The sequence below is a fragment of the Echinimonas agarilytica genome (assembly GCF_023703465.1).
GTDB classification, from domain to species: domain Bacteria; phylum Pseudomonadota; class Gammaproteobacteria; order Enterobacterales; family Neiellaceae; genus Echinimonas; species Echinimonas agarilytica.
Genome location: NZ_JAMQGP010000004.1, coordinates 292,074 through 317,015, shown reverse-complemented (window position 1 = coordinate 317,015; position 24,942 = coordinate 292,074). Strand labels below are relative to the sequence as shown.

Annotated in this window: 29 protein-coding genes; 13 read left to right on the top strand and 16 right to left on the bottom strand. The window is 45.8% G+C overall.

Features of this window, described 5'->3' with window-relative positions; all coding sequences use genetic code 11:
- Window positions 1-35 precede the first annotated feature (35 nt).
- Entirely contained in the window at window positions 36-3,206 is a 3,171-nt protein-coding gene (locus tag NAF29_RS11485; RefSeq protein WP_251261707.1) for an efflux RND transporter permease subunit, read from the bottom strand.
- An 8-nt stretch (window positions 3,207-3,214) separates the two neighbouring features.
- Complete coding sequence (locus tag NAF29_RS11480; RefSeq protein WP_251261706.1) at window positions 3,215-4,354, bottom strand: efflux RND transporter periplasmic adaptor subunit; 1,140 nt, start codon at window positions 4,352-4,354, stop codon at window positions 3,215-3,217.
- A gap of 159 nt (window positions 4,355-4,513) precedes the next feature.
- On the opposite strand from NAF29_RS11480, the gene NAF29_RS11475 reads away from it, so the two are divergent.
- Window positions 4,514-4,885: a VOC family protein gene (locus tag NAF29_RS11475; protein ID WP_251261705.1), complete on the top strand. Its 372-nt coding sequence runs from the start codon at window positions 4,514-4,516 to the stop codon at window positions 4,883-4,885.
- A gap of 48 nt (window positions 4,886-4,933) precedes the next feature.
- Here the strand turns inward: NAF29_RS11475 and NAF29_RS11470 are convergent, their stop codons facing one another.
- The gene (locus NAF29_RS11470; protein WP_251261704.1) at window positions 4,934-5,410 is read right to left on the bottom strand and encodes a DUF2947 family protein; all 477 of its coding nucleotides are present in this window, start codon (window positions 5,408-5,410) and stop codon (window positions 4,934-4,936) included.
- A 599-nt stretch (window positions 5,411-6,009) separates the two neighbouring features.
- Between NAF29_RS11470 and NAF29_RS11465 the strand changes: the two genes are divergently transcribed.
- The 4 genes from NAF29_RS11465 (at window position 6,010) to NAF29_RS11450 (ending at window position 7,742) form a co-directional block, all read left to right on the top strand.
- Window positions 6,010-6,216, top strand: coding sequence for a cold-shock protein (locus NAF29_RS11465; RefSeq protein WP_251261703.1), 207 nt, complete (start codon window positions 6,010-6,012; stop codon window positions 6,214-6,216).
- A 330-nt stretch (window positions 6,217-6,546) separates the two neighbouring features.
- Entirely contained in the window at window positions 6,547-6,852 is a 306-nt protein-coding gene (locus NAF29_RS11460; protein WP_251261702.1) for a YkgJ family cysteine cluster protein, read from the top strand.
- A 248-nt stretch (window positions 6,853-7,100) separates the two neighbouring features.
- Complete coding sequence (locus tag NAF29_RS11455; RefSeq protein WP_251261701.1) at window positions 7,101-7,376, top strand: RNA recognition motif domain-containing protein; 276 nt, start codon at window positions 7,101-7,103, stop codon at window positions 7,374-7,376.
- A 6-nt stretch (window positions 7,377-7,382) separates the two neighbouring features.
- The gene (locus NAF29_RS11450; protein ID WP_285817725.1) at window positions 7,383-7,742 is read left to right on the top strand and encodes a VF530 family protein; all 360 of its coding nucleotides are present in this window, start codon (window positions 7,383-7,385) and stop codon (window positions 7,740-7,742) included.
- On the opposite strand, the gene NAF29_RS11445 is transcribed toward NAF29_RS11450, so the two are convergent.
- Window positions 7,739-8,629, bottom strand: a complete 891-nt coding sequence (locus tag NAF29_RS11445; protein ID WP_251261700.1) for a CLCA_X family protein — start codon at window positions 8,627-8,629, stop codon at window positions 7,739-7,741. The genes NAF29_RS11450 and NAF29_RS11445 overlap by 4 nt on opposite strands.
- A complete protein-coding gene (locus NAF29_RS11440) occupies window positions 8,622-8,795 on the bottom strand; it encodes a DUF2986 domain-containing protein (RefSeq protein WP_251261699.1) in 174 nt (57 codons plus the stop codon). Before NAF29_RS11440 ends, NAF29_RS11445 begins: the two co-directional genes overlap by 8 nt.
- Before the next feature lie 197 nt (window positions 8,796-8,992).
- On the opposite strand from NAF29_RS11440, the gene NAF29_RS11435 reads away from it, so the two are divergent.
- Window positions 8,993-9,352, top strand: a complete 360-nt coding sequence (locus tag NAF29_RS11435; RefSeq protein ID WP_251261698.1) for a RidA family protein — start codon at window positions 8,993-8,995, stop codon at window positions 9,350-9,352.
- A 38-nt stretch (window positions 9,353-9,390) separates the two neighbouring features.
- On the opposite strand, the gene NAF29_RS11430 is transcribed toward NAF29_RS11435, so the two are convergent.
- Together NAF29_RS11430 and NAF29_RS11425 are read right to left on the bottom strand one after the other, a co-directional pair.
- Window positions 9,391-9,732, bottom strand: a complete 342-nt coding sequence (locus NAF29_RS11430) for a Fis family transcriptional regulator (RefSeq protein ID WP_251261697.1) — start codon at window positions 9,730-9,732, stop codon at window positions 9,391-9,393.
- Window positions 9,716-10,252 carry an RNA methyltransferase gene (locus NAF29_RS11425; RefSeq protein WP_251261696.1) on the bottom strand — a complete coding sequence of 179 codons (537 nt, stop codon included), beginning with the start codon at window positions 10,250-10,252 and terminating at the stop codon, window positions 9,716-9,718. The genes NAF29_RS11430 and NAF29_RS11425 overlap by 17 nt, the downstream gene beginning before the upstream one ends.
- Before the next feature lie 220 nt (window positions 10,253-10,472).
- Between NAF29_RS11425 and NAF29_RS11420 the strand changes: the two genes are divergently transcribed.
- Window positions 10,473-10,640 (top strand): hypothetical protein, encoded by a 168-nt coding sequence (locus NAF29_RS11420; protein WP_251261695.1) that lies wholly within the window; start codon window positions 10,473-10,475, stop codon window positions 10,638-10,640.
- Window positions 10,641-10,685: 45 nt separating this feature from the next.
- On the opposite strand, the gene NAF29_RS11415 is transcribed toward NAF29_RS11420, so the two are convergent.
- Together NAF29_RS11415 and NAF29_RS11410 are read right to left on the bottom strand one after the other, a co-directional pair.
- Window positions 10,686-11,174, bottom strand: a complete 489-nt coding sequence (locus tag NAF29_RS11415) for a phosphatase domain-containing putative toxin (RefSeq protein ID WP_251261694.1) — start codon at window positions 11,172-11,174, stop codon at window positions 10,686-10,688.
- A gap of 174 nt (window positions 11,175-11,348) precedes the next feature.
- Complete coding sequence (locus NAF29_RS11410) at window positions 11,349-12,428, bottom strand: hypothetical protein (protein WP_251261693.1); 1,080 nt, start codon at window positions 12,426-12,428, stop codon at window positions 11,349-11,351.
- Between the two features lie 404 nt (window positions 12,429-12,832).
- Between NAF29_RS11410 and NAF29_RS11405 the strand changes: the two genes are divergently transcribed.
- A complete protein-coding gene (locus NAF29_RS11405; protein WP_251261692.1) occupies window positions 12,833-13,588 on the top strand; it encodes an outer membrane protein OmpK in 756 nt (251 codons plus the stop codon).
- 277 nt (window positions 13,589-13,865) lie between these two features.
- Window positions 13,866-14,852, top strand: coding sequence for a family 16 glycosylhydrolase (locus NAF29_RS11400; protein WP_251261691.1), 987 nt, complete (start codon window positions 13,866-13,868; stop codon window positions 14,850-14,852).
- Window positions 14,853-14,913: 61 nt separating this feature from the next.
- On the opposite strand, the gene NAF29_RS11395 is transcribed toward NAF29_RS11400, so the two are convergent.
- The 5 genes from NAF29_RS11395 to NAF29_RS11375 all read right to left on the bottom strand — a co-directional run bounded on the left by NAF29_RS11395 (window position 14,914) and on the right by NAF29_RS11375 (window position 18,063).
- A complete protein-coding gene (locus NAF29_RS11395; protein WP_251261690.1) occupies window positions 14,914-15,462 on the bottom strand; it encodes a GNAT family N-acetyltransferase in 549 nt (182 codons plus the stop codon).
- 89 nt (window positions 15,463-15,551) lie between these two features.
- A complete protein-coding gene (locus NAF29_RS11390; protein ID WP_251261749.1) occupies window positions 15,552-16,208 on the bottom strand; it encodes a cupin domain-containing protein in 657 nt (218 codons plus the stop codon).
- Window positions 16,209-16,431: 223 nt separating this feature from the next.
- Entirely contained in the window at window positions 16,432-16,749 is a 318-nt protein-coding gene (locus NAF29_RS11385; RefSeq protein ID WP_251261689.1) for a hypothetical protein, read from the bottom strand.
- A 384-nt stretch (window positions 16,750-17,133) separates the two neighbouring features.
- Window positions 17,134-17,712 (bottom strand): PhnA domain-containing protein, encoded by a 579-nt coding sequence (locus NAF29_RS11380; protein ID WP_251261688.1) that lies wholly within the window; start codon window positions 17,710-17,712, stop codon window positions 17,134-17,136.
- A gap of 78 nt (window positions 17,713-17,790) precedes the next feature.
- Window positions 17,791-18,063 (bottom strand): oxidative damage protection protein, encoded by a 273-nt coding sequence (locus NAF29_RS11375; RefSeq protein ID WP_251261687.1) that lies wholly within the window; start codon window positions 18,061-18,063, stop codon window positions 17,791-17,793.
- 203 nt (window positions 18,064-18,266) lie between these two features.
- Between NAF29_RS11375 and NAF29_RS11370 the strand changes: the two genes are divergently transcribed.
- Window positions 18,267-19,556 carry a glycerophosphodiester phosphodiesterase family protein gene (locus tag NAF29_RS11370; RefSeq protein WP_285817724.1) on the top strand — a complete coding sequence of 430 codons (1,290 nt, stop codon included), beginning with the start codon at window positions 18,267-18,269 and terminating at the stop codon, window positions 19,554-19,556.
- Between the two features lie 51 nt (window positions 19,557-19,607).
- Here the strand turns inward: NAF29_RS11370 and mutY are convergent, their stop codons facing one another.
- On the bottom strand, window positions 19,608-20,618 hold the full coding sequence (gene mutY, locus NAF29_RS11365) for an A/G-specific adenine glycosylase (RefSeq protein ID WP_251261686.1): 1,011 nt from the start codon (window positions 20,616-20,618) through the stop codon (window positions 19,608-19,610).
- A 132-nt stretch (window positions 20,619-20,750) separates the two neighbouring features.
- On the opposite strand from mutY, the gene trmB reads away from it, so the two are divergent.
- Together trmB and NAF29_RS18425 are read left to right on the top strand one after the other, a co-directional pair.
- A complete protein-coding gene (gene trmB, locus NAF29_RS11360; RefSeq protein WP_251261685.1) occupies window positions 20,751-21,476 on the top strand; it encodes a tRNA (guanosine(46)-N7)-methyltransferase TrmB in 726 nt (241 codons plus the stop codon).
- A 108-nt stretch (window positions 21,477-21,584) separates the two neighbouring features.
- The gene (locus NAF29_RS18425; RefSeq protein WP_251261684.1) at window positions 21,585-22,094 is read left to right on the top strand and encodes a rhodanese-like domain-containing protein; all 510 of its coding nucleotides are present in this window, start codon (window positions 21,585-21,587) and stop codon (window positions 22,092-22,094) included.
- Between the two features lie 89 nt (window positions 22,095-22,183).
- Here the strand turns inward: NAF29_RS18425 and NAF29_RS11350 are convergent, their stop codons facing one another.
- Entirely contained in the window at window positions 22,184-23,347 is a 1,164-nt protein-coding gene (locus tag NAF29_RS11350; protein ID WP_251261683.1) for a glycoside hydrolase family 43 protein, read from the bottom strand.
- Between the two features lie 279 nt (window positions 23,348-23,626).
- On the opposite strand from NAF29_RS11350, the gene NAF29_RS11345 reads away from it, so the two are divergent.
- A complete protein-coding gene (locus NAF29_RS11345; RefSeq protein ID WP_251261682.1) occupies window positions 23,627-24,700 on the top strand; it encodes a CNNM domain-containing protein in 1,074 nt (357 codons plus the stop codon).
- Window positions 24,701-24,942 lie beyond the last annotated feature (242 nt).

The window sequence follows — 24,942 nt, the reverse complement described above, 5'->3', positions numbered from 1 at the left end:
GAAAGCTGGCTTTTCATTGATCCTGTCGTTTGTTGTTAGTCTTGTTTGCGTTCTTCGGGGTCGATCACTTCAATCAACTTGGTTGAGCCGCCATGATGTATTTCGCGTCGGCGTTGAATCATGGCGTAAAAACCAGGAATGAAGAAGGTCCCCACGAGCAGTACGCACAACAAGCCTCCAACCAATGAAATTCCGAGAGAGTTCTGCCCCATATGGCCTGCACCACTTGCCAGTACTAATGGGATCATGCCAAAGATAAATGACCATGACGTCATGTTCACCGCTCGAAACCGCAATTTTCCACCTCGAACCGCAGAATCATCAATATTTTGACTGCGTTCTTCTCGTTGAATACGCGCGAATTCAACAATCAAAATGGCATTTTTAGCCGCGAGAGCAATGAGTAACACCAGTCCGATCTGAGCATATAAGTTCATCGGTAGTCCGGCGATTTGCAGCGCTAAAAATGACCCCAGAGTGGCAACGGGGACCACCAGAATAATGGCTAAAGGTATGGTCCAACTTTCGTACTGGGCCACCATGAATAAATAGATGAACAATAACGCTAGCCCGAACGCATAAATGGCAAGATTGCCGGCTTCTTTTTCTTGATAGGCCAGACCCGTCCATTCGTACTGATAACCATTTGGTAAAATCTCAGCGGCGATTCGTTCCATTGCTGCCAGAGCATCACCCGATGAATAGCCTGTAGCCGGCTCACCTCTGAGTACCGCTGAACGATACATGTTGTAGCGCCATGCAACATCGGGGGCATAGACTTGTTCGAGTTGTACTAGCGTATCGAGCGTTACCATGTCGCCGTTTGCTGCGCGCACATGAAATAGCCCCAAATTATCTAGGGTTGCGCGATACTCGTCTTCGGCTTGAATATTCACTCGGAAATTTCGGCCGTACAGCGTAAAGTCATTCACATACATTGTGCCTAAACTGCCTTGCAATGTGGCGAAAATGTCACCCAGTGGAATGCCGAGCTGTTTGGCTTTTTTACGATCGATATCCACAAAAAAATGAGGTACATCGGCACGAAAAGTGGAAAAGGCTCCAGTTATTTCTGGCGCTTCATTGGCGCGCTGAGCAAATTCCTGCATGGTTTCGGCCAAGCCGCTGCGTGAACGTCCCAAGGTATCTTGCAGTACAAATTCAAACCCTGAAGCGGTTCCCATGCCGGGAACTGCAGGAGGTCCAAACGAATACACCATGGCATCTTGAATACCCATAAATGCAGCTTTATTGATGCGATTTGCGATAGCGTCGGCGCTATGTTCGCCGTCCATGTTGTTGCGCTCGTTCCAATGTTTGAGCTTAATGAACATGGTGCCAGCGTTCGACTGAATCGAGCCTGCCAAAAGTCCATAACCAGTAATTGCGCCAACGGCCTCTACCCCCGGCTCTTTCAACACAATGGCTTCAACTGCCTGATTGACGTCACCCGTGCGATTGAGGGAGGCTGAGTCGGGTAATTGTACATTTACCAGTAATACGCCTTGGTCTTCTTGTGGCACAAACGCGGTGGACGTATTGGCGTTAAGCCAATACACACAGCCCATTGCGAGGCCAAAGAACAACAGTAGAATTGAGCTTTTGCGCACCAAATAGCCTGCAGCTTTGCCGTATTGCTCGGTGACTTTCGCTAGGCCTTGGTTAAAGCGATTAAACCAACCTGCGTGCTGTTCCTCGCCTTGTTTAAGTACTAACGAGCAAATAGCGGGTGACAAGGTGAGGGCGTTAATCGATGAGATCACCACAGAAATACAAATGGTAATGGCAAATTGCCGGTACATAACGCCAGTGATCCCAGGGAGCAGCGCAACTGGTAGGAAAACTGCGAGCAACACCAAGGTGGACGATATAATTGGGCCTGTGACTTCTTTCATGGCCCTAAGTGTGGCTAACCGTGGCGAGATAGCTGGATCTTCGACCATTTTTACATCGACGTTTTCAATCACTAAAATGGCATCGTCAACCACGATACCAATGGCTAAAATTAAGCCGAATAAGGTAATGGTATTGATGGTAAATCCAGTGGCCAGCATGATGGCAAAGGTACCAATGAGTGACACTGGAATTGCGATTACAGGTACCAGAGTGGCCCGTAAACTGCCTAAAAATAGATAGGTGACAGCGATCACCAACAAAATTGCTTCAATCAGTGTTTTGATAACATTTCGGATGGACTCATCAATGAATAAAGTGGTGTCGTAGACTACATCGTATTGTAAATGTTCAGGAAATTCAGACGATAGATTCTCTAGTAGCGCCATTGTGGCTTGGCCACTTTCAAGTGCATTGGCACCGGTTTGCAGTGACATTACCACTGCCACAGACGGTTGTCCGCGGTATTCGGCATAGGCCATGTAGCCGCGTTTGCCTAATTCTATACGAGCTACATCTTTGAGATAAACGGTTGAACCATCGGGGTTCGCCAATAACACAATGTTTTCAAAATCCTCCTCGGTTTCCAACCGTCCTTTAGTAATGAGATTGAATTCAACATCGTTAGTATCGGCATTAGGAGGTGCGCCAATTGAGCCTACCGCAACTTGCGCATTCTGCTCTTGCAAGGCTCCTCGAATGTCGTTGGTGGTCAGGCCTAGGTTTGCCAATTTTTGAGGGTTTACCCAAACCCGCATGGCATATTCCGCGGCGCTAATAATACGCGCTTCACTAATGCCTTTGACTCGAGCAAGTTGATCCTCAACATTGAGCTTTACATAGTTGTTGATGAGGCCGTCATCGTATTCGCCATTGGGTGAATAGAAATTCAGAACCATGAGTAAGTCCGGTGACTGTTTGCGCACGGTCACGCCCACTTGCCGGACTTCAGCAGGAAGCTTCGACTCAATTTGAGTCACTCTATTTTGCACATTAATTTGTGCCATGTCGGGATCTGTTCCCAACTCGAACGTGACGGTTAAGGTGTAGGAACCGTCATTTGAGCTTTTAGAGCTCATGTAGAGCATGTTTTCAACGCCATTCACGGACGCTTCAATGACTTCGCCAACTGCTTCTTCAACGGTTTCTGCACTGGCCCCCGAGTAGCTCCCAGAAACACTCACCGACGGAGGGCTAATTTGAGGATACTGAGCAACTGGCAACACCAACAGCGCAATGCTGCCCGCCAAGCTCAATAATATGGAGATGACTAATGCAAATTTCGGGCGTTGAATAAAAAAACGACTTAACATATCGGCCCCTACAACGCTGCGGTTGAGTGTTCAATAACGTTCGCAGTAAAGCCCGGACGAGCGCGTTGCAAGCCCGACACAATGATGGCTTCATGGCCCTCTAATCCGGCCAATATCACAGCACCTTCCGCTACCACGGGGCCAAGCGAGACGTTGTGCCGCTCGATCAATTTCTGTGAATTGACGCTCAGCACATACTCCCCTTCTAAATCACTTTGTATAGCGCGTCGAGGCACAACATGAGTCATTTTCGCGTCACTTGCGGTGACCACAACCTCAATAAATTGCCCCGGTAGTAGTTCGTGGGTGGTATTCGGAAATTGAGCACTTAAGCTCAATGTGCCGGTTTGAATATCAATTCGGTTGCCCACAAAATCGATGAAACCTTGTTCATCGTAGTGCGTTTGATTGCCCAAATTGAGCGAGACCGATGTTGCGTCTTTATCTGAGTGTTGTGCTTTATCTATTCCTAAACTCAGCCGTTCATGTTCACTAATGTTGAAGCTTGCTCGAATGGGGTCGAGACTGACCAAAGTCGTTAGCGCGCCGTTTCCTGCGGTCACTAAGTCACCTGGTGACACATTGCTCCGCCCTATACGGCCACTGAATGGGGCTTTAATTTTCGTATGAGCGAGGTCGACTTCGGCTACTTGCAGTTCTGCATTTGCAGCTTCTAGCTGGGCTTTGGCCGATAAACGTTGAGCTGTCAGTGCATCGTATTCTGCATGGCTAATGGCATTGGTTTCGAGCAACGATGTACCGCGTTTCCAATTAATTTCAGCATTGGCTAAGTTTGCTTTCGCTTGCGATATGTTCGCTTTGGCAGCTGACACCGCAGCTTTGTAACGAACATCGTCGACTTCATAGAGAAGTTGTTCTTTTTCTACAAGCTGACCGTCTGTAAAGTGCTGATGGTGTAAGTAACCATTGACTTGAGCGCTGATCATCACGTCATCATATGACTCAATCCGGCCAATAAATTGGTTGGACGCTTGGTACTTTATGTGTTCGACTGCTTGGGTCTTTACAAGTAAAGGCGGCTGTTGCGGAGTTTGCTTGTGATCAGATGTGCACCCCACTAACAGTGCAGCGCCAACAAAGAAAATCGATAGATGAAATTTGTCGGTTGCTGGAGTATTGGAGTTCATTCATTTTACCTGTCGTCAGTGCGCAATAGGGGCATGCTCATTATCAACATGGAAGTCTTAACAAGACCTGAATCAAATACGCAATCTTGTGATTGCTGGCGACGGACTTGAATCTGGCGGTATGCTGAACTGACTGTGACCACTTAGAAGCGAAGAAAAATGAACCTGAATCAAGTGACATTACCTGTCCGGGATATGAAGGCGGCGACTGATTTTTATGAAAAAATGGGGTTTAATCTGATTGTGGATACACCGCATTATGCTCGTTTTGAATGTCCGATGGGAGAGTCCACATTCTCGCTAGCACTAGAGCCGAACCTAACGCATCAAGGGGTGGTTATTTATTTTGAACACCCCAAATTAGATGATTGGGTGAATGAGTTAAAGCGCCAAGGAATAGAGTTTGATCAGATGCCAACGGATCAGCGTTATTTGTGGCGCGAAGCTATGTTGCATGATCCCTCAGGGAACAAAATCAAGTTGTACTGGGCTGGCGACAACCGCTTAAACCCACCTTGGCGTAAAGCTTAACGATGGGCATACAGGGTGCCTTAAGCAAACGCGACCCAAATGCTTATGTTATCTGCCTTTTTGGCCAATTTTGAAAGTGCCATCTGAACTAAACTGCACCACTTCGTCACGTCTTTTACCAATTAACAAAGCGCCGTCGTCCATGAATAAGAAGTTTTTCCAGCAGCGCTGAAACACTTCCCAACGACACTCAATCACATATTTTCGATTCACGCAGTAGTACACCACGGTATTTATGTCCCAATTTAAATGTTCTTGAATCAGTTCTGGAAGGGCGGGGTCGTCACTGTCCCAAGTTGACTCCCAGTTGTCACTGTCTTTCCATGTGTTGTTGTTGAAAGCCCAGTCGCCTTGCTTAAAAAAGTCGGGGTGATCCACTTGTTTGCTGACAAAAGTATCCCAGAGTTGATTGGCTCTTGGTTCGGTAAAAGGCTTGATGGCGGCACGGTCAGACGCCTCGATAGGGAGGCTATTGTGTCTGAAAATCCAAGCGTTTTTTAAGTCATCAAGAGACATATAATTCATGGCGATCACTGTGGTTTGATTGGGAATCGCTCAGAGTGTACCAAAGCTAATTAAAATAGGGAGCTGGGTTGGTGAATTGTGCGGATAATTTTACGGGGCCAGACCTATTTTTAGTGACGGGTATGCGATACAAGCGGTAAAGTGATCCGAAGTCATTTTTTTATAAAAAAATTTATTTGACCTTTTTCTCGACCTGCATTTTTAAAATGCGTTTTTTAAAGTATGTAACGGATGCTTTGCATGCAATGTATCTATATGATTATATTGATTTTATTTGTTGTTTTTGCCGCCGTCTAGCCCCCTATGTTGTGTCACAAGACTGTAATTAATGCGCAAACAAGAAGAATAATGACTCTTGATACGCCAACTAATTTGGTTGAGATGCGAAATTGGGAGGTAAAACCGCAATCTTCGTGCTATCTTGATGCCGTGCCATTTAGGAAGTGTTTTAATTTTCACTCTCTTCGGGCGTCGGATTCGTGAAACCGCTGGCTGCAAATGCAGGCGCTACGCGAGGACAGTGAGGTTTAAATTTAGCGCCTTGTTTTAAGGTGTTAAACAATACCATCAATATTGAATACAGATAGGAAAGACAGAAAATGAGTAAAGGTACAGTTAAGTGGTTTAATGCAGACAAAGGTTACGGCTTTATCACTCCTGAAGACGGCGGCAAAGATTTGTTCGTTCACCACTCTGAAATCAAAAACGGCGGCGGTTACGCTACGTTGAACGATGGCCAAGCGGTTGAGTTTGAAGTAGGTCAAGGCCAAAAAGGTCCTTGTGCTACTAACGTAACACCTGTTTAAGTCATACTTAACTAGGTCGTTTTCGAAGTGATTCAGTAACTCCCAGTTACGGTTATATCCTTAAATCGAAAGCGCACTCATTTGCCAAATGGCATGAGCGACAAAAAGCACCTTCGGGTGCTTTTTAGTTTTCTGGCGTTATAAAATACCTTTTGCTTTGACTCGTCCTTTTCTCCGCCTGCCTCTTTTAACTCAAAGCAACGTTGATTCCGGTGCGTTTCTCTTACCCCTTGGTTATAGTATTGATAAATCGTTGAAAGCTTTAACTGTGAAGATGACTAAGATCTCTCGCGTAACTCATTTGAAATTCCCCTGCGAATGGCCGCGATTATGAAAATCGATGTGAAACACATTCACGATGAGCCTGAAATCACATGCTCGAACTGTGAAGCGTGTTGTTGCCGCCTTGAAGTAATTATTTTGACGGATACGGGCGTTCCTCAGCACTATATCGAGATTGATGAATGGGGCGGGGAAGTGATGGCTCAGTCAGAAGACGGGTGGTGTGTAGCGCTCGATCGAGATACGCTTATGTGCACGATTTACGAGAACCGTCCGCTCAATTGCAGAGTGTTTGAAATGGGCTCTTACGAATGCATCGAAGAGAGGAATATACACTTAGGGCACAGCGTATAAATCCGTTGGCCGTGCTGGTTGATATAATGACTCCAGAAGGCTTTACTGAAAAAGCGCTCTACTTGTTTGTTGACGGTTCGTTGAGCACACGCTTAGCACCAAGGGTGTTTTGTATCTTAGCCTAACTCTTTGTAGTAAATTTAATTTTTCTTTAAACGCGCATAAATATCTGCACCTAACTGTAATGAAGTTATCTATCGCTTGCTGAACCTTGTATGATAGCGCCCCCTAATCCATACGGTGACACCATGAAATTACTCATTCGCAACCTTGCTCGTACCACGACCGAAGAAGAGATCCACGCCTTATTTTCTGAGTTTGGTCATGTTCAGTCATGCAATTTGGTCATGGATAAAAATTCAGGTGTATCCAAAGGCTTTGGTTTTGTGGAAATGCCAAAACCGGGTGATGCAAAAGCGGCCATCAAAAACCTAAATGGTAAAGATGTTGCGGGCAGCGTCATTCGCGTGAAAAAAACCGACCCTAAACCTGACGAAGCGAAAGCACCTTCATCGGAGGCTTAGTTCGACATGAGCCCGTCTGATAATCGTTCACAAAATAATGGCGCAAGTGCAGACCCCATGCATGGCGTCACGCTTAAAGATGTAGTGACTAAGCTAGTCGAACATTATGGCTTTGAGCGCCTTGGTGAACGGATTAAGATAAACTGTTTCACTAAAGATCCGAGCATAGCGTCCAGCCTTAAGTTTCTGCGTAAAACACCTTGGGCTCGTGAAAAAGTTGAACAGCTATATTTAGATTTAGTTCTGGGGCGAAAACCCAAAGGATCTTCTGCCCGCAGATCAGCCAAGTCACCTGCCAAAAATAAGCCGCCACACAGTGGCGAAAGTATATGGGCGAATCGAACTCATAAGCCCGAAGCTGATTAACCAATCGCTTGGCCTAATTGGGCAAAGTAACGTGTCATCGGTTCGGACATGCGTTGCAGATGCTCCGGCTGAGGGTAGCCTCCTGCTTTGGCTAAATCACTCTGCTTGGTTCCACTGACTAAGTATTCATTTTTAACCGTGTGCTGGCTTTGCACCCAAGCCTCGAACGCGCGTGCCATCATTTCTGTGGGAATGCTGTAATAGCGACGCTTGGTTTGACGATCGAGCGCAATAGACCGTTTCACAAAGTCATTCATTTCATGGCCATCATTGTCTAACAACACTTCAGCGAATACTGCGCTGAGTTGGTGATTAAGCGGATGTGGGCGAATTGCATCATCATTAAGCCAACGTGTACTGGCAAAGCTGACGGGGGAGATAGGAGGATGCTCGAACAACTTGGTTGCCATATGGTGATCAAATGCATGCCACCATTCATGGGCTAAAGCGCCAGCACCTGCGTTTTTAGCCAAAGCGAGAGTTTGCGTCACAGGTGCATAGTGGGCCTGAACAGCTCGTTGCCCTCCAGTACCGAAAGCTAATTTTAATGCGCCTCTGAGGCCCAATGCAGTGGGTGGGATATTGAGTAAAAAGGCTAAGTCGGCAAGTGCATCGAAAACCACGTTGGCAGCAATTTGTTTCTCACTTTTGGTGACCCAACGTCCCACTTCAAGACCACCCAAACTAAATTGATGTTTAATGTCTAAGAAATTGACATTGTCGCCATTTCGGTAATCAGGGCCACGGCGATAAAAGTTGCGATGCAACCGCCCTTGCTTTGGCGCGTTTGATGGTGCTGCTGACTGACTGCGTTGTGCATCATCGGCTGGTGAAGGTTCGGACGGAGAGACTGCGATCAGCGGTTTAGAGGGAAGTCCGTTACTCATGTTCCACAGAATCTGTTGGCGTTTGCTGATCTTGTTCGGCTTCGAGTGCTAATTTTTCGCGTTCAGCTTTTGATATATAACGCGGTTTATTGCTTTTATGCAGCTTCGCATTTTGTTTTTTGAGCTTCTTTTTAAGTGTCTCATTAATCTTCTTTTTGCGATTCATTGCAGCAACTCCGCGAGTGTTTGAGTGATAGTGACGGGGAACTCTCATTGGACTCAGCCCTAGGGCATTATAAACCACTCGCAGCGCATTGTATCGAATCACACGTCAAGGTGTTGTCTGTCGTTTTGATGGGTTACACTCCGCCGCCATTGAGAATTATTAAGAGCACTGTAGAGGCTTTATTTCAGGAGAGAATAATGACAATCGAACGCATTGAAACTGGGGCTCGAATGAGCCGCATCGTAAAGCACAACGGCGTGGTGTATTTGTGTGGGCAAGTGTGTGCAGATGCGACACAAGGTATTGAGCATCAGACACAAACCATGCTGGACAAAGTCGAAGCTTTTTTGGTCAAAGCCGGAAGTGACAAAGAGCATATGCTATCGGCCACTATTTACATCAAAGATATGAAAGACTTTGCTGCAATGAATGCGGTATGGGAAGCATGGGTGCCAGACGGGTTCGCGCCGGTTCGAGCGTGTGTTACAGCTGATATGGCGCGAGAAGCACTTTTGGTTGAAATCAGTGTGGTGGCTGCTGAAATTGAAACTGAATAAACGGCAGGATTCCATTCCACTAGATGATAGCCGAGGCATTACTGAAGGTGTTTCGCCCAATTGCCATTTGATTGATTTTCACATGCTTGTTCGGAGTCAAATTGAATCTGTTGGTTTGGCTTTTTTAACTGAATATTAAGCGTTGTTAATTCGTCGATAATGTTTAGTACCAACTGCTGACCAGCCAAGCTGTTCGAAGCGTGATGGCACTGCTCTTCAGTGGTAAATACGCAAATGATGTTCAGGCTTGATGACACGTTTGCATAGTTGACGGTGTGAGTGAGCCATTCAAAGCCGTCAACGGTTTCAAGCGCTTGCTCACACACATCGGTTAGGCGAGCGCGAATTTGGTGATCTAGTTTCTTATCGGTTTTTTTCATCAGCCAATTTCACTTTCACATTGTTATTAATATCTCGGCTCGATTTGACTAGTTCATCCGTTGCATTCGATAAATCTGACTTTGCCAGTCGATCGTACAGCACTACATTGACCGAGGCTGCTAAGTTCATGCATCCAACGGTGGGTACATACACGGCATGATCGGCGCGATCGAGCAACTCTTGGCTAATCGTGCCGTCTTCAGGTCCAAATACGTAAAGTGCCGATGCTGGGTGCTCGAAATGGGGTAAGGGCGTCGCCCCTTCAATGAGATCCACGCACACCACCTGCATGCCTTGTGGTAAATCTTCCAGAATATCTTTCATGCCGGTCAACGGGATGGCTAGGCGAGCGTTATGCGTGTCGGTATGGTATTTCGCAGCACGTTCGTAGCGCTCGCCAGTGTAGCGAACGGAGTTGACTTGGTAGCAACCTGAAGCCCGCATAACGGCACCGACATTGGTCGCGCTTTTTGGGTTAATCAGGCCAATTGAAACATGGGGTGTGGGTGTGGTGGTCATAACTTTAATGCAATTGTATTAGGAACTCGCAATCATATCATTGCAAACACTGTAAGAACGAGGGAACGGCGCTTATTGATTCGAAATTGAGTGACTCGTTTTACCGTGATTGGAATAACGCTTATTCCCAAAAAACATGCGGGTTTGGTTAATCTTTGTTCATCGGCTTGCTGAGCACATTGGGTACTTGATGAGCCTTTGGTTGGTTTTAGGAGGTCACATGAGTGAATTCTTTTCGTCAATTATTATCTCCAGCATGATTGCTGCTGGGTTAGGTACGTTATTATATTGGACGGTTTGTCGTTTGATTAAAATGCGCCCAATGGCACGTCGATTTTTCTTAGGATTGGTTGCCATTGTGGGCACTGTTCAAGCGGTTGCTGCTTGATGTGAAATGAAAGAGGGGGCTTTATTCGAAGCCCCTTTTTGTCGTTTACAGGCTTTGCAAATATTGGGTGTGAGCTGGAATTGTCAAAGATTTAGGGCGAATAGACTTCACCGCCTCAGTTGCTTTTTGCAAGGGCACGCCCAGTGTCTTTTGAATGATAGCGGCCATGAGCCCTGTCCGTCCGGTACCGCCTTTGCAGTGCAGGACCACTGTGCCGTCGTGACTTAAAATTTCAAGCACATCGTCTTTTTTCTCCGCCCATTGCTCTTCAAATGCAGCTTCTGGCGCGCAATCATCTTCAATTGGGAAGTTGAACCAACGTAGCCCTTGCTGGTGGCATATTTCAGGCAACTGAGTCACGCCAAAATGTTCCATTTCTTGCTCAGGCATCATGGTGACAACTGCCACCGCTCCAGCTTGCTTCAGTTGTTCGATAGATGAGGGTAAATCAACATCTTTGGTGCCCGGGCAAGGGGTTAGCAGTAAAGTTCCAAATTCAGGTAATGCTAAAGGATCAAATGGATGAGTGCTCATTGCAAACTCCTCAAGTTGTTGGGCCAATGTTGTTGAGTGCATGGTTTGGTATCGACAAGACGGCTGACGATGACAGCCATAGTGTCGGGGCTTTATTGCGCCAAGATGAATAAATTATGACGGACACTGATTTTTTGAATGCCGTCATTGGCATGTTCGACGCTCGTATTAGCGCTACGCCCGAGTTGGCGCAGGCATTAGTTCAACAAACTCCGGCCAGTCTTGGCGGTGATGGCGCTCCGCAAAAAATTCTGCCATTCGCTCGCCTTCTGAAATAACGACCTTCCAATAATCTAAGCGTTGTTTGACAGAGAGTCGCTTAAAGTCATTTCGGTCCGAGATTTTACCATACGGCAGTGTGTTGACTAACTGAGGACTTGGCGCGGCTATCACAACATTGTTGTAATGCTCTGGTTTTGCTTTTCGCCACCAAAGCCCTTTGTCGAACCACCCCGGAGTGATGTCTTTGTAAAAGTGAGGGTAGAGCACGATGCCCGTTGATTGATTGGGAATGTCGAAGTGATAATCCACGATTCCGCCATCACTGTAACAGCCTTTTCCGGGGCCGCTGATATCACGTTGAGGGTCGATGACCATGGGAATTGCGCCCGTGGCTAGCAGTACTTGCCTTAAGTTATGTTCGGTTAATTTGTAGTTGCGAGTTGGATAGTCATTGAGCCGCAAAAAAGGGCTTGAGTCTGATGCATTGTGAAACAATATTCGCTCGAATGTACTGGGCAGCAGTTTGCGGCTGATTGTGTTGGCCGCCGCGCCTATGGCTAATCCAACCCATTGAGCTGTATTACTTTGCATGGCGGCAAAGTGTTTAGCTCTTGCCACGACAACATGCAATCTAAATGTAGGGTGCTGCAATATCTCTTCGATACCACTAAGGCCTAATAAATCATCGACCATAGCAAATGCCTTTTCAGTGATTTCTGGTGCTTTTGCATGGCTGGAATACACCGTAGAGGCGTAGTGCTCTATAAATCTTTGGGTTGCTGCAACGGGCTCTTTTTGACAATAACAGGCAAAGCGCCAACCGCCTGCTGATGTACCAAGTAAGTTCAATGGGGTGTTACGGTTGGCAAAGAATTCGCCCGAAAGGTATTGGTCTAAATGCGATAAAATAAACCATTTAGGCCCTCCAGAGGCGCCAAGTAATGTTGAGATATCGTTTGGTTGGAGCCCATTTCTAATGATATGGCTATAGGCTTTTGGACCCGCCAGCAGTCTAACGTTTTGTGTGGTCATGAAATGGTCTCTTATTGATGGTTTCCCCGCTCCCTCGATGGTGCTCGCCATACGAGGAGATGTCAGCAGTTATCTCAATGATTTGTAGTTCAGTCCAGTATTTCTGATGTTCCTATGGGTTTAGTGATGAGGGCCTACCTGACAATCCGCAATTTGCACAAAATGTGTGCTCTAGGTTGCATTGTTAATAAACGGTGAGCAGCAAACCTAAGAAATTTTTCAAATTGGTCAGATATTGACTTTAATTCTTGGGTTAAATCAATTGAAAGAGGTTGCTGTAGTGCCATACTTCGCCCGCTCTGAAATGTATCAGATCATTATTTCAACAATATAGAACAATGTTGTTGGTTGACTCTCAATGATAAGAGCAGCAATCACACTTTGATAGATGAATAGGACACATTATGAAACGCTTTTTATTGGCTGCCCTGGTACTGGTTGCGCCGTTCACACAAGCCAATGGGTTGGTACAGTGGCAAGACAATAGTCTGAGTTACCTGTGGGGGAATAATTTTGAAGTGAACCCCGAAATTCAACAAACGGTTACATTCGAGCACGCCAGCGGTTGGAGTGTAGGCGATTTATTCGTTTTCGTTGATTACATCAATTACAACGGTCAATCAGATTTCTTGAATGGCAAAAGCACTTATTATGGTGAATTTAGCCCGCGTTTTAGTTTCAGTAAAACTCTTAACAAAGATGTGTCGGTCGGCTTTGTTAAAGATGTGCTGGTGGCAACCACTTATGAGTTTGGTGAAGGGGATGTGGATTCCTTTTTGATTGGTCCAGGTTTTGATCTTGAGATTCCCGGTTTTGATTTTTTCCAGCTGAATATGTACCAGCGTTTTCCTGATGGCCGAGACGGCGATACATTCCAAATTACACCCGTATGGAAAATGACATTCCCAGTGGGTAATTCAGCCATTATTTTTGATGGTTTCATGGATTGGGTGGTCAATAGCGACGGCGATTACGAGAAGAACTTGCACTTTAACCCTCAAATCAAATACGACTTAGGGGTTCAACTAGGCTTACGTGAGCGCTCGTTGTTCGTGGGTGTTGAGTATGATTATTGGAAGAATAAATACGGTATTAAAGACAGCAGTAGCTTCAAAACCGATCAAAGCGTGACAAGCTTGATGGTGAAATACCATTTCTAAAACGACTTAACGAAGAATATAAATCGGCAAAAGCGGTGGCAAATATGAATGTATTTGCCACCGCTTTTTTGTGTGTGCTTAGCGTTTGTACACGCTTCATTCAGCGCGCTTGGTTCGTCAGAAATGTGTGTTGGATCAAATAGACAGGCGGAACGATTGATAGACTTTAGAAATGTTATTAGTATGTATGCAATCATCATATGTTTGATGTGTTGTTTGATAAAACAATGTTTCAAACCTGCTAGTCATTCAATAGGGTTCATCGATGTCGAGATTTATGAATAGAAAAACAGCCACAGCAATGTTGGTGTTTGGTTTTTTCACCACGGGGATCTCGGTGGCTCATGCCGCAGGGCCATTGCCTTATTCCGATCCAAAAAATGAGGGAGAATGGGTTCTAAACACTGAAGTAAGTGACGAATTTGAAACCGATACGCTTGATGAGAATCGTTGGTATATTGTGGGTAAGTTTGAAGATGGGGTTCCTGTGTATAAACATCCCGATAAGCCCAATAAGAAAGTGTGGAAGGGACGTGCGCCATCTCAGTTCTCGGGTCGAAATTATCGTTTAGAAGACGGGAAATTGATTCTTGAAACTCGTTGGGAGCCGGATTTTCCGTTTAGCGATGAGATTAAAGTGCCGGTATTCGGTGATCCTTTGCCGTATGAGAACATCACAACAGCCTGTATTATCGGCCGACAGGAATTTAAGTACGGCTATGTAGAAATCAAGAGTAAAGCAGCCGATGCAGAGATCACCAGTGCTTTCTGGGCCATAGGCAATAAGCTTGAAATAGACTTTTTTGAACAATTTGGCGATCACCGCGATCCTAAAAAAGCAGATCTTGATCGAGAGTTATGGTGGTCTATTCGTGATTGGAGTAAAGATACGGGTAAGCCGGGTAAACCAGTGTACACCGAGCACAAAGATTTAGGCTTTCGCGTGGCCGATGACTTTCATGTATATGGTTTTGAATGGCACGAAGGCGGCGTTAAATACTATGTAGACGGCAAGCTTATTTCTGATGTGAGTGTGGAAGACGTTAGAAAGTGGGCATTGGAAAACCGCGAAGTGAATGACGATTATGATGCTTGGGTGGCCAATCGCCCTATTAGTATCTGGCTCGATCAGGAAACGTTTCCTTGGCACGGCATCCCAGATAGCAAAGAAGATTTGGAATTAAATAGCTCTGAAGGGGAAAAAGACGACGGTATTGTCGACTTTGAAATTGAATACGTTCGGGTATGGCAGCAAGCCGATTAGTCACCCTGCTGTTCGAAAAAGTGGCGAGGTCGTGATGGCTACGCCACTTTTTCAAATGTGATCACAAGAGCAGCCGCATATCAATATTCTCTACATCGGTTTGAAATATTGTGAATGCCTCAAATCCATGCTTCTGATAAAAGTGTCGAGCCAGAGCATTGCCAGCCTGCGTACCGCCCATCAGCACAAAACTTCTCAATTTAATGGCTCGGCCGTATTGGATGAAATAATCCATCACCAAGCTGGCATATCCTAGACTTTGGAATGGGTCTGAAATACAGGGAGCCAACAGTGGATCGACTGTTGGGTCAAGCTTTATGCCCAGCGCCTGATATCGGTGACCTTCGTGAGGGGCGGGCGCGTATTCCAAAATAAAATAGCCGATGATGCTCTGAGCTCGAATGAGCACAAAGCGGTCGGCACTATCGGTATCGATGGTTTCACACACCAATTTGCTATGTGCTGCGGTGAGCGGGTGAGGCCCAAACAATTGGCGCGTTGAATCGCCTAACGAATCGAAAAAATCAGCAAGAGCATCGCCATCATCGTCATCTAAAGGGCGGAGTAGGCATTCAGTGCCGTCGTGTCCAGTGAAGTGATATGGAAACATTGATTGCCTTTTGCTACCCAACTAGTGGTGTCGATTATCGGAGTGCTCGGCGAGCTTAGATAATAGCTTCTACGAGAGTGCTACCTATTTTAGTCACCCACAGGCAAGTGACCGGTTTTAACCCAAATTACAGTTTGCTGTTCAACAAATGGATGATGACGACTCATATGAGGGCTGCGAATCCAACTTCCTGCTGGGTAGCTGCCCAAATCATCTTTAAACTCACCCGATAGCACTAAAACCTCTTCCCCGCCAAAATGGCGATGTGGCTTAAACTTCTCATGCGCGGGCCATTTCACCAGAGCTACGTTTTCATGCTCAAAGCTGTGCAACGGCATCACTTGTAATCCCCCTTGTCCAGGTAGCCAAGGTGTTTGCTCGGTAGCAATCCGAACGACCTTGCTATCGCTTGGGTTAAACTGGTGGAGCTTTACAAAAATAACGCAACCTTCAGAGCTATAAGGTGCGTGTTGAGTACCCGGAGGATTACGGATATAAGTTCCTGGCCCATAATCGCCAGATTCATCAGAGAATATGCCTTCAAGTACAAAAATTTCTTCGCCTCCTGGGTGCGGATGCGCCTTGAATCGAGAACCTGCGGCATAGCGAACAATGCTGGTTGCATGACCTTGCTCTTTGTTTTCACGGGCAAGGGGCTTACGCTCTACTCCAGCAGCAGGACTGGGCTGCCATTCTAAGGCATTTGAATGGACAACGACGCGTTGCTCAAAGTTCATGTTCAGCATTGAAATACTCATGGTGTTCGCTTAATTCGTTAAATGTATCGTATACATCTGAATTAGAAAGGCATTGAGAAGATTGTATTTCAAATATTTTGGGAATGATTGTATTCAACACAGGGATTGTTGAATCAAATGCTCAGAGATGGAGCGGAAGAGTTTAATGGGAACGGAGTAGCGCAGTGTTGCGCTACTCCTATATTCCGCATTCTTGCCTAAGGACTAGGGCTTATAAGAAGTTGCCAACAACGTTAGAAGAAACTTTAGAAGTCGCGTATTTTTCTGAGCTGTAACGACGAGCGAAAGTCGATACTTTAACACCGTTGCAGATAACTTCGCTGTTTAAGCGAATTGGGTGGATGCCTTGTTCTTTCGCAGCTGAGCGTGCAGCAGAATAACCTTCTTGAGCAGCAATCAGGCAGATGTTTGTTTCAGGAGCAGTGTCTTTTGCAACAAATTTATAGCGGTTAGAAACTTCAGCAGATGCTGTTGAGCTGAGAAGAGTTGCGGCTGCGATTGCGATTGTAGTAAGTGCTGTTTTCATCATGTATCTCCGAATGCGGTAGTCTTAAATTTGATTACAGGCTGTTTGCCTGAAGTACGGGAGCAATTATGAGACATTCGTCACAAAAGTCAACATAATGTGACGAATGTCACCTTTTTATTTGTTGAATAGACTTCGAGAATGCAGCACGAAGGTGGGCTTAAGTGATATTTAAATTATTAAATTCAGTTGGTTATAATTTTTTGAGTGGTATTGTGAAAGTTTTGTGTCTGTGCAAAAAAAGTACAACATTTTCAGTTTTAGAGTGTTTTCAATGTGAAGAGTGAGACATGTTTATGGATAAATTGGGTAATTCTCAGGATGAAATTAACGATTCTGTTTAATAAAAAGGCTCCCGAAGAAGCCTTCATGTGAGACGGTCTCACATTACATCTTTTTGACGAACTTGGTTAGAATCACAATGCGAACACCATTCACTCGGCCTTCAATGTGTTCTGGGTTATCCGTCAAACTAATTCCACGAACAGCCGTACCTCGCTTGCCCACAAAACTAGTACCTTTAACATCAAGATCTTTAATGAGCACTACATTGTCGCCAGCTGCCAAACGCGAGCCATTGCTGTCTTTGTGAATAACGGAGTCATCTTCATCGGAATCCTCTAGCCCAGACTCTGCCCAAGCTTTGACATCATCTTCTAGATAGAGCATGTCGAGCAAGTCCGTTGCCCAGCCTTCGCCTTGGCGCGATAAACGCGTGAGGATACGCCACGCCATCACTTGTACAGCAGGCACTTGCGACCACACACTGTCGTTCAAGCCTCGCCACGCATTGGGATCTAAACTTTCAGTGCTGTTGATTTGGGCCAATAAAGCTTCATTCACCAAAATGGCATGATCGGAAGAAGGTTCTACTGGAGGAACTTCGTATACGGCTAAGTTTTCTGTCACAGCAGAAAGTTCGCATTGACCGCCGCTGCGGGCAATTAAAGTTTGTTCAATTGACATGAGGTGACCCAATCAAAGCGTGCATTCGAAGCAACGCAACTAAGGAATTTAATGAGAGCCCAAAGTGGGCTATTAGCATTATTTTTCAGGCGGTTGATAGCCTTCAATTTCAACGTCTTTGCCTTCAAATAAAAATCCAACCATTGACGTTTCAAGCAATTTACGATGCTCTGGGTCCATCATGTTGAGCTTATGCTCGTTAATCATCATGGTTTGTTTCTTTTGCCATTCAGCCCATGCTTCTTTGCTGATGTGATTAAAAATTCGTGTGCCAACTTCACCTGGATAAAGTTGAAAATCTAGGCCATCAGCCTCTTTCTTTAAATATTCGCAGAAAACGGTACGTGCCATCAGAATCGTCCTGATTAAAAAGTCTGTGTGGTATTTTACATTTTACTCGGCCCCTGCGCCATGCGCATGAATCTAGCGCAAGAGTTGTCATAAAAAAGGTGGAAGATTGTCACTCAGTTGCAAGACGTATGTCATCAGTGGCACGTAGCTTAGCATCGACAATATTTGAGTGATGTGTAGAACCCCCTAAAATGGAATGAACCATGTTTATTTTCTATCGCTTTGTAATGATGGTGTGCGCATTTTTGTTGTTAGGCGCATGCGACGATAATGATACCGACGGCTCAGTACTCCCTGTGAGTGCTGCGTCTGGACGTGCTGTTGTGAAAACCGCTCAGGTTGGCGTTCGCCCCATATTTTTGGTGAATGATATGGACGACGGAGCGCTGAAAGCTGCATTGACTCAGTGCACGGATGGCCCGTTTTATAAAACCGACTTTTCAATTGGTCATCGCGGTGCGGCCATGCAATTTCCTGAACACACGAGAGAATCGTACGAAGCTGCAGCGGCGCAAGGTGCCGGAATTGTTGAGTGTGATGTGACGTTTACAGCCGACAAAGAACTGGTGTGTCGACATTCTCAGTGCGATCTCCATACCACCACCAACATTTTAGCTATTCCTGAGTTAGCGGCCAAATGCAGTACACCATTTGTACCAGCGGATCCTGCCAACGGTGTGGCTGCTCAAGTTCAATGCTGCACATCTGATATCACCTTGGCCGAATTTAAGCAGCTCAAAGGCAAGATGGATGCGGCCAACCCGAATGGTACAACCGTCGCGGAGTACATGGACGGTACACCGAGTTGGCGTACCGATTTGTACTCATCCAAGGCGACTCTCATGACGCATGCCGAGAGCATCGAGCTGTTTAAAAAGCTGAATGTGAAGATGACACCTGAGCTTAAATCTCCGAGTGTGGAGATGCCATTTGATGGCTTTAGTCAGCATGACTATGCGCAAAAAATGATTCAGGAATATAAAGATGCGGGGGTCGAAGCTGACCAAGTGTGGGCGCAGTCATTTAATCTAAATGATGTTTTGTATTGGATTGCAAATGAAGCTGATTTTGGTCAGCAAAGTGTATACCTTGATGGCCGATACAGCGACTCCACATTCGATCATTCCGATGCATCTACATGGTCACCCAACATGACAGAGCTCGTGAGCCAAGGGGTAAAAGTGATTGCGCCACCTTTGTGGATGTTGGTCAAAGTTGATGATGACAACAATATAACCCCGTCTGATTATGCGGTGGCCGCAAAAGCGGCAGGTTTGGATATTATTACTTGGACGCTTGAGCGCTCGGGGCACTTGGCCAATGGTGGCGGTTGGTATTATCAGAGCATTGCTGATGTCATCGACAATGATGGTGATCAATTCGAATTGCTGCATGTGTTGGCTCAAGATGTGGGTGTATTGGGCGTGTTTGCCGACTGGCCAGCCACAACAAGCTATTACGCAAGTTGTATGAAAATGCCAGCATCACAATAAATGTGTTGCTGAAGGCACAAACAAAGCGCTTTGTGCAAAACAAGGCGCTGCTTATTCAAAGTGTTTATCGATAAAGCTTTGTATGGGTTTAGGGAGGCCAATGTCCCTGAGTTCTTGCTGACTAAACCATTGCCCTGTTTCATCACTTACTGGTCGATGAACCACAGTTGCATCAAGCTTGTAGTGACTAAAGGTGTGCTTGAATTTGCCCACTGATTTGGCTTTTTCTTCAACTTGATTTTCGTCACTTTCCGGCAAGCACCACAAGCCCCCCCAAATACCGCTGTCGGGGCGTTTTTGTAGAAATATTTTGTGGTGTTTCACATGCCAAATAAACTCAACATTTTTTGTTGGGATCACTTTCTTAGGCTTTGGTGTGGGAAGCTCTGTCACTCTATCTTGCGTTTTTGCAATGCAATCATCGGCAAAGCAACAACGTTCGCACTTCGGCGATTTGGGAGTACAAAGGGTTGCTCCCATGTCGAGCAAGCCTTGAGCAAAATTTCGGTTTCGAGTTTGGGGCGTGTAGTGTTCTGCTAGTGCCCACAAGGTTTTAGTCACCGCGGTAGAGGTGGGTAAGCCGTCAATGCCGAATAAGCGGCAAAATAATCGCCTTACATTGCCATCAACTATCGGGCCGAAATTGTCGTAAGCAAACGACATCACGGCTCCTGCTGTATAGCGCCCCACACCCGGAATTGCTTCTAATCCCTTTAAATCATTTGGGAACTGTCCGTTGCAGCTATCCAAGACATATTTAGCGGCTTTGTGCAGATTGCGAGCTCTGGAGTAATAGCCAAGCCCTTGCCAGTGCGCCATGACTTGATCTTCATGAGCATTGGCTAATATTTCCACTGTAGGAAAGCTTTTTAGCCAACGCTGATAGTAAGGGATTACAGTGGCCACTTGGGTTTGTTGCAACATGATTTCAGAAACGAGCACTGAATAGGGAGTCGCATCGATTTGCCAAGGCAGATCATGTCGGCCTTGTTCGGCTGCCCATTCCAAAAGGCGTTGAGCAAATTCAGGTGCTGGGATATGTGCAATATCTGTAGAAATCATGAGGTAATTCATCAATTTTTTAGATCGGCAGTGTAACCATAAGGAAGCAACAAACCAAGACTCGCACGGGCTTTGCTTGCACCAAGCCGACGTGAAAGGGATAATGCGCGCAGTTTGATATCGGTGACCCCAATGACACAAAGCAAAGACGTAAATGAACATGAATTGAGTGAAGACGGCAAATACATGCGCCGAATTCGGAGTTTTGTTCGCCGCGAAGGACGACTGAGTAATCGTCAGGCCCGCGCTCTTGAGCAAAGTTGGCTAAAATTCGGCATTGACTATGATGGTCAATCGATTGATTTAGAAAAAGTATTTGGACGCAAAGCGCCCGTGGTTGTTGAAATTGGTTTTGGCATGGGCGCCTCTCTTGTGACCATGGCGACTGAAGCGAAAAACACCGACTATTTGGGGATTGAAGTGCATCGTCCCGGTGTAGGTGCTTGCTTGGCAGACGTTGAAGATGCAGGCTTGACCAATATTCGCACCATGGAACATGATGCGGTTGAAGTGTTGATGAACACATTGCCTGAAAATTCAATTGATCGCCTACAGTTGTTTTTCCCCGATCCGTGGCATAAAAAGCGTCATCACAAGCGTCGTATTGTTCAACCTGCATTTATCGCTTTGGTTCATCGTGTGTTGAAACCCGGTGGTGTATTCCACATGGCGACAGACTGGGAGAACTACGCAGAGCATATGTTAGAAATGATGACTGCAACGCCGGAGTTTCAGAATCAACATCCTGATACGCAATATGCGCCTCGGCCTGACTACCGCCCTCTGACCAAGTTTGAAAAGCGCGGCCAGCGACTCGGACACGGCGTTTGGGACTTATTGTTTGAGGCAAAAGCCTAGCCAAGGTTGGTCCTGTTACTCAGCTCCTCCTTTGAAAGAGCGCCTTGAAATAAGCGCTCTTTGTTGTTGCATAGGGCTTTTTGAGGGTTCAATTACCATGGCCAAAATGTGACGCGCCAGAGTCTTTCACTCATTGACTTCCCATTTGGGCTCAATCATCCATCAGTTATATTGAATTTCAGTGGTAGCATCGCCATTAATAAGGTGCCCGTAGTTAAACCTGAAGGAGTATTTCTGGTGCATGTATTGATTGCCATTTCTGCCGCGCTCATGCTGTGGCTGTTTTTGCCAAGCCTATCTGTGGCTCAAACACAACCTGAAAAAGATCCCATGTTGGCGCTTGAGCATGTCAAGCAAGGTGCGTACTTGATTGATGTGCGTAGTCCAGAAGAATTTAATAATGGCCATCTTGCGGGTGCAATCAATGTACCTTATCAACTGATTGTGGAAGGCATGGCAAAGTATAACCTGGGGCCCGATACGCCGGTAGTACTGTATTGCCGCAGCGGACGCCGCAGTGGAGTTGCTCAACAGGCCTTAATTGACGCAGGCTACACATCGACCTATAACGGCGGTGGCTACCTTATGCTGATGGAAGCAAAAAACGCCAACCTGTAGTGGATAGACCAAGATTGTTTTGAACTAAAAAGCATCGCCTCGATCGACGATGCTTTTTTATGCTCAGAGTTTATTGCAGCTTCACGTCGTTACTTCAGCGGAACACGTTGTTCGGTGTAGGTTGGCCCCGAACTTTTTAAGTTGCCGTTCGCGTCAAACCAGATGGGGTCGATCACGAGTGTAGGGTTCTTCCCCGGAATAATACCGTGGGCAGATAGCCAAAGGCGACCGTCCGGACCGGTGAAAACCTCATTGTGGCCCACTTGGTCAAAAGGATTTTCTGGGTTTCCGGTGTACTCAAAACCGCGTTTCTTTGCCAGTTCTTGATTCATTGCTCCGTAAAAAGGATTTTGGTCATGTTTGGTCCAAGGCCCGGTAATGTTTGATGCTGTGGCGTAGCCAATCTCGTAGCCGCGCGTCCAACTTGAATAGAACAAATAGTAGGTCCCTTCATTTTCAATGACATAAGCGCCTTCAATGCCAATGGAGTCCCAACTGTAGAACTTTTCTATTTTGTTTTTGAGAGCAGAGCCATCGTAATTCGGTTCTTGCACGATAGAGCCGTCTGCATTGTAGGCCCAATCAACTTTGCCCGGTCTAATGGCGGATTGAGGTTCGGTTAAAAATTTACCTGTCGCCAAATCAATTTGAGCAAAGCCAATGCCAAATTCCCGCCCTCGATTCCAAAATGCCCATACCTTGCCGTCTTTATCTTCAAAAAACGTCAGGTCGTTACCATGGGTTAATGGTGCCTCTTTGGTGACGACTTCATATGGCCCGGTGATATTGTCTGCGACAGCATAGCCCGGGTGCTGACCTTTAATGCCTATGTCTCGATTGTGTGCATTAAATAGCGCATAGTACTTGCCGCCTATGTTTTGTATTTCAGGAGCCCAAAAACGACGATAGTACCAATCTGTTTTGTCGCCACGTGGCACAATGGTGTTTACAAATTCCCACTCTGTCAGGTTTTTGGACCGGTAAAGTGGAACTCCAGGGTTAAACGTTGTCTCATCGCCCGTTGTTTCTTGGCGTTGCCAATGCGGATATGCAGTCCCTGTCATGTACCACCAATCGCCATCTCGCAATACCTGGCAGTCTCTTAAGCCTTGAGGATCAATGCCTTGAGATATAGGGTTTTGATAAACAAAGTAGTCTGTTTGGGGAACGATAGGGTTGCTACTGACGTCTCGTTGAACCGAGCAGCCAGATAGCAGTGCACAAGCACTTAAAAAGCTAAGATATTTTATCATGTTGAGTTTAAATTCTAAGATTGAGCCACAATATTAGAATGAGATGCTAGCCGCATTTTGGCAGGTTAAATGAGAGTAAATTCGGTGTTTAGCGAAGAGAGCCCAACTGGAACAGCCATTTAGCCAGAATAAACTAGGCATGAGCATTAATCGTATTTAAACAAATGCATGTGCGTGACTCAAACGCCATTCGTTTGTACAGTGAAGATCGTTTTTTGACGACATATGATTTCGCGAACCGCATTGCTGTGAGTGTCGCCTTGAGGAAAATTTTACCTAATGAGTCTGTTGATTCTATTTGTTGTTTTAGCCGTTGCGGTGTCTTTTTTGTGTTCTATTTTTGAGGCGGTATTACTCAGTGTGACCACGCCACATATTGCGCTGTTAGAAAAAGAAGAAAAGCGCAGCGGAACGCTGCTACGCAAATTTAAAGACAATATTAATAACCCGCTTGCTGCCATTTTAACCCTCAACACTATTGCTCATACTATTGGAGCTGCGGGAGCTGGAGCTCAGGCAACCCATGTGTTTGGCGACGCATACATCGGTGTGTTCTCGGCCGTGCTGACCTTTCTCATCTTAGTGTTTTCTGAAATCATTCCTAAAACTCTTGGCGCACAATATTGGCGACAGCTTGCTGGTATTACCTCACTTTGTTTGCACTACATGATTATCGCCATGTATCCCTTCATTAAAATGGCTGATTTTATCACCCGTATGATGGGCACAAAAATCGATCGCAAAGGGCTCACTCGCAACGAGTTTGTTGTGATGGCTGAAGTGAGCGAGCAAGAAGGCCAATTGGCAGAACACGAAGCGCGTATTTTGCAAAGTGTGATGCGCTTTAAAGACACTAAAGTCCGTGAAGTGATGACACCGCGTGTAGTCGTCTACTCTGCGAATGAACACCTCACGGTTGAAGCGTATTTACAAGGTCAGCCTAAAACCCAATATTCGCGCATTCCAGTTTACAGCGACGACAAAGAGAGTGTGACTGGCTTTGTGATGCGTAGCGACTTGTTACTGGCGCATGCAAATGGAGATGGGCATCGAGAACTTGCTGATTTTAAGCGAGAGCTATTTGCTGTGCTCGACAACACACCGTTGTTCAATGCATTTGATTTAATTATTGAAAAACGTAGCCACATTTTGCTGATTGTTGATGAATACGGACAAATGGTAGGTGTGCTCACTCAAGAAGACTTGGTAGAAACCTTGTTAGGTTTAGAGATTATGGACGAGAGCGATAAAAGCGCAGATTTGCAGCTGGTGGCCAAACGCTATTCCAAGCGACGCGCCAAGCGCCTCGAAATGGCCGCCATGACCTCGTCTGAAGAACAATCAAATAAGTAGTCTTTCAAGCAGACTGAAAGCAAGTTAGTTGATGCCATCGGTACATTTGAGCTTGCTTGCGCTGACGGAGTATTCGTGATTCTGACTGGACATTTCACCGTGCACACGATGAATGGCCAATTTGACTAAATTGTTGAGACTAACCCGTGCCAGAACCCCTCTGTATTTGCAGGAAATACGCGGCTGAGTATTGAAAATTAGTGATTCAGGTAGTTGGATTTAACACTGTTTAAGTATACAGT

Excerpts from the sequence above, each read along its gene's own strand:
- NAF29_RS11485 (WP_251261707.1), bottom strand. The coding sequence starts at position 3,206 with ATGTTAAGTCGTTTTTTTATTCAACGCCCGAAATTTGCATTAGTCATC.
- NAF29_RS11480 (WP_251261706.1), bottom strand. The coding sequence starts at position 4,354 with ATGAACTCCAATACTCCAGCAACCGACAAATTTCATCTATCGATTTTC.
- NAF29_RS11475 (WP_251261705.1), top strand. The coding sequence starts at position 4,514 with ATGAACCTGAATCAAGTGACATTACCTGTCCGGGATATGAAGGCGGCG.
- NAF29_RS11470 (WP_251261704.1), bottom strand. The coding sequence starts at position 5,410 with ATGAATTATATGTCTCTTGATGACTTAAAAAACGCTTGGATTTTCAGA.
- NAF29_RS11465 (WP_251261703.1), top strand. The coding sequence starts at position 6,010 with ATGAGTAAAGGTACAGTTAAGTGGTTTAATGCAGACAAAGGTTACGGC.
- NAF29_RS11460 (WP_251261702.1), top strand. The coding sequence starts at position 6,547 with ATGAAAATCGATGTGAAACACATTCACGATGAGCCTGAAATCACATGC.
- NAF29_RS11455 (WP_251261701.1), top strand. The coding sequence starts at position 7,101 with ATGAAATTACTCATTCGCAACCTTGCTCGTACCACGACCGAAGAAGAG.
- NAF29_RS11450 (WP_285817725.1), top strand. The coding sequence starts at position 7,383 with ATGAGCCCGTCTGATAATCGTTCACAAAATAATGGCGCAAGTGCAGAC.
- NAF29_RS11445 (WP_251261700.1), bottom strand. The coding sequence starts at position 8,629 with ATGAGTAACGGACTTCCCTCTAAACCGCTGATCGCAGTCTCTCCGTCC.
- NAF29_RS11440 (WP_251261699.1), bottom strand. The coding sequence starts at position 8,795 with ATGAATCGCAAAAAGAAGATTAATGAGACACTTAAAAAGAAGCTCAAA.
- NAF29_RS11435 (WP_251261698.1), top strand. The coding sequence starts at position 8,993 with ATGACAATCGAACGCATTGAAACTGGGGCTCGAATGAGCCGCATCGTA.
- NAF29_RS11430 (WP_251261697.1), bottom strand. The coding sequence starts at position 9,732 with ATGAAAAAAACCGATAAGAAACTAGATCACCAAATTCGCGCTCGCCTA.
- NAF29_RS11425 (WP_251261696.1), bottom strand. The coding sequence starts at position 10,252 with ATGACCACCACACCCACACCCCATGTTTCAATTGGCCTGATTAACCCA.
- NAF29_RS11420 (WP_251261695.1), top strand. The coding sequence starts at position 10,473 with ATGAGTGAATTCTTTTCGTCAATTATTATCTCCAGCATGATTGCTGCT.
- NAF29_RS11415 (WP_251261694.1), bottom strand. The coding sequence starts at position 11,174 with ATGAGCACTCATCCATTTGATCCTTTAGCATTACCTGAATTTGGAACT.
- NAF29_RS11410 (WP_251261693.1), bottom strand. The coding sequence starts at position 12,428 with ATGACCACACAAAACGTTAGACTGCTGGCGGGTCCAAAAGCCTATAGC.
- NAF29_RS11405 (WP_251261692.1), top strand. The coding sequence starts at position 12,833 with ATGAAACGCTTTTTATTGGCTGCCCTGGTACTGGTTGCGCCGTTCACA.
- NAF29_RS11400 (WP_251261691.1), top strand. The coding sequence starts at position 13,866 with ATGAATAGAAAAACAGCCACAGCAATGTTGGTGTTTGGTTTTTTCACC.
- NAF29_RS11395 (WP_251261690.1), bottom strand. The coding sequence starts at position 15,462 with ATGTTTCCATATCACTTCACTGGACACGACGGCACTGAATGCCTACTC.
- NAF29_RS11390 (WP_251261749.1), bottom strand. The coding sequence starts at position 16,208 with ATGCTGAACATGAACTTTGAGCAACGCGTCGTTGTCCATTCAAATGCC.
- NAF29_RS11385 (WP_251261689.1), bottom strand. The coding sequence starts at position 16,749 with ATGATGAAAACAGCACTTACTACAATCGCAATCGCAGCCGCAACTCTT.
- NAF29_RS11380 (WP_251261688.1), bottom strand. The coding sequence starts at position 17,712 with ATGTCAATTGAACAAACTTTAATTGCCCGCAGCGGCGGTCAATGCGAA.
- NAF29_RS11375 (WP_251261687.1), bottom strand. The coding sequence starts at position 18,063 with ATGGCACGTACCGTTTTCTGCGAATATTTAAAGAAAGAGGCTGATGGC.
- NAF29_RS11370 (WP_285817724.1), top strand. The coding sequence starts at position 18,267 with ATGTTTATTTTCTATCGCTTTGTAATGATGGTGTGCGCATTTTTGTTG.
- mutY (WP_251261686.1), bottom strand. The coding sequence starts at position 20,618 with ATGATTTCTACAGATATTGCACATATCCCAGCACCTGAATTTGCTCAA.
- trmB (WP_251261685.1), top strand. The coding sequence starts at position 20,751 with ATGACACAAAGCAAAGACGTAAATGAACATGAATTGAGTGAAGACGGC.
- NAF29_RS11350 (WP_251261683.1), bottom strand. The coding sequence starts at position 23,347 with ATGATAAAATATCTTAGCTTTTTAAGTGCTTGTGCACTGCTATCTGGC.
- NAF29_RS11345 (WP_251261682.1), top strand. The coding sequence starts at position 23,627 with ATGAGTCTGTTGATTCTATTTGTTGTTTTAGCCGTTGCGGTGTCTTTT.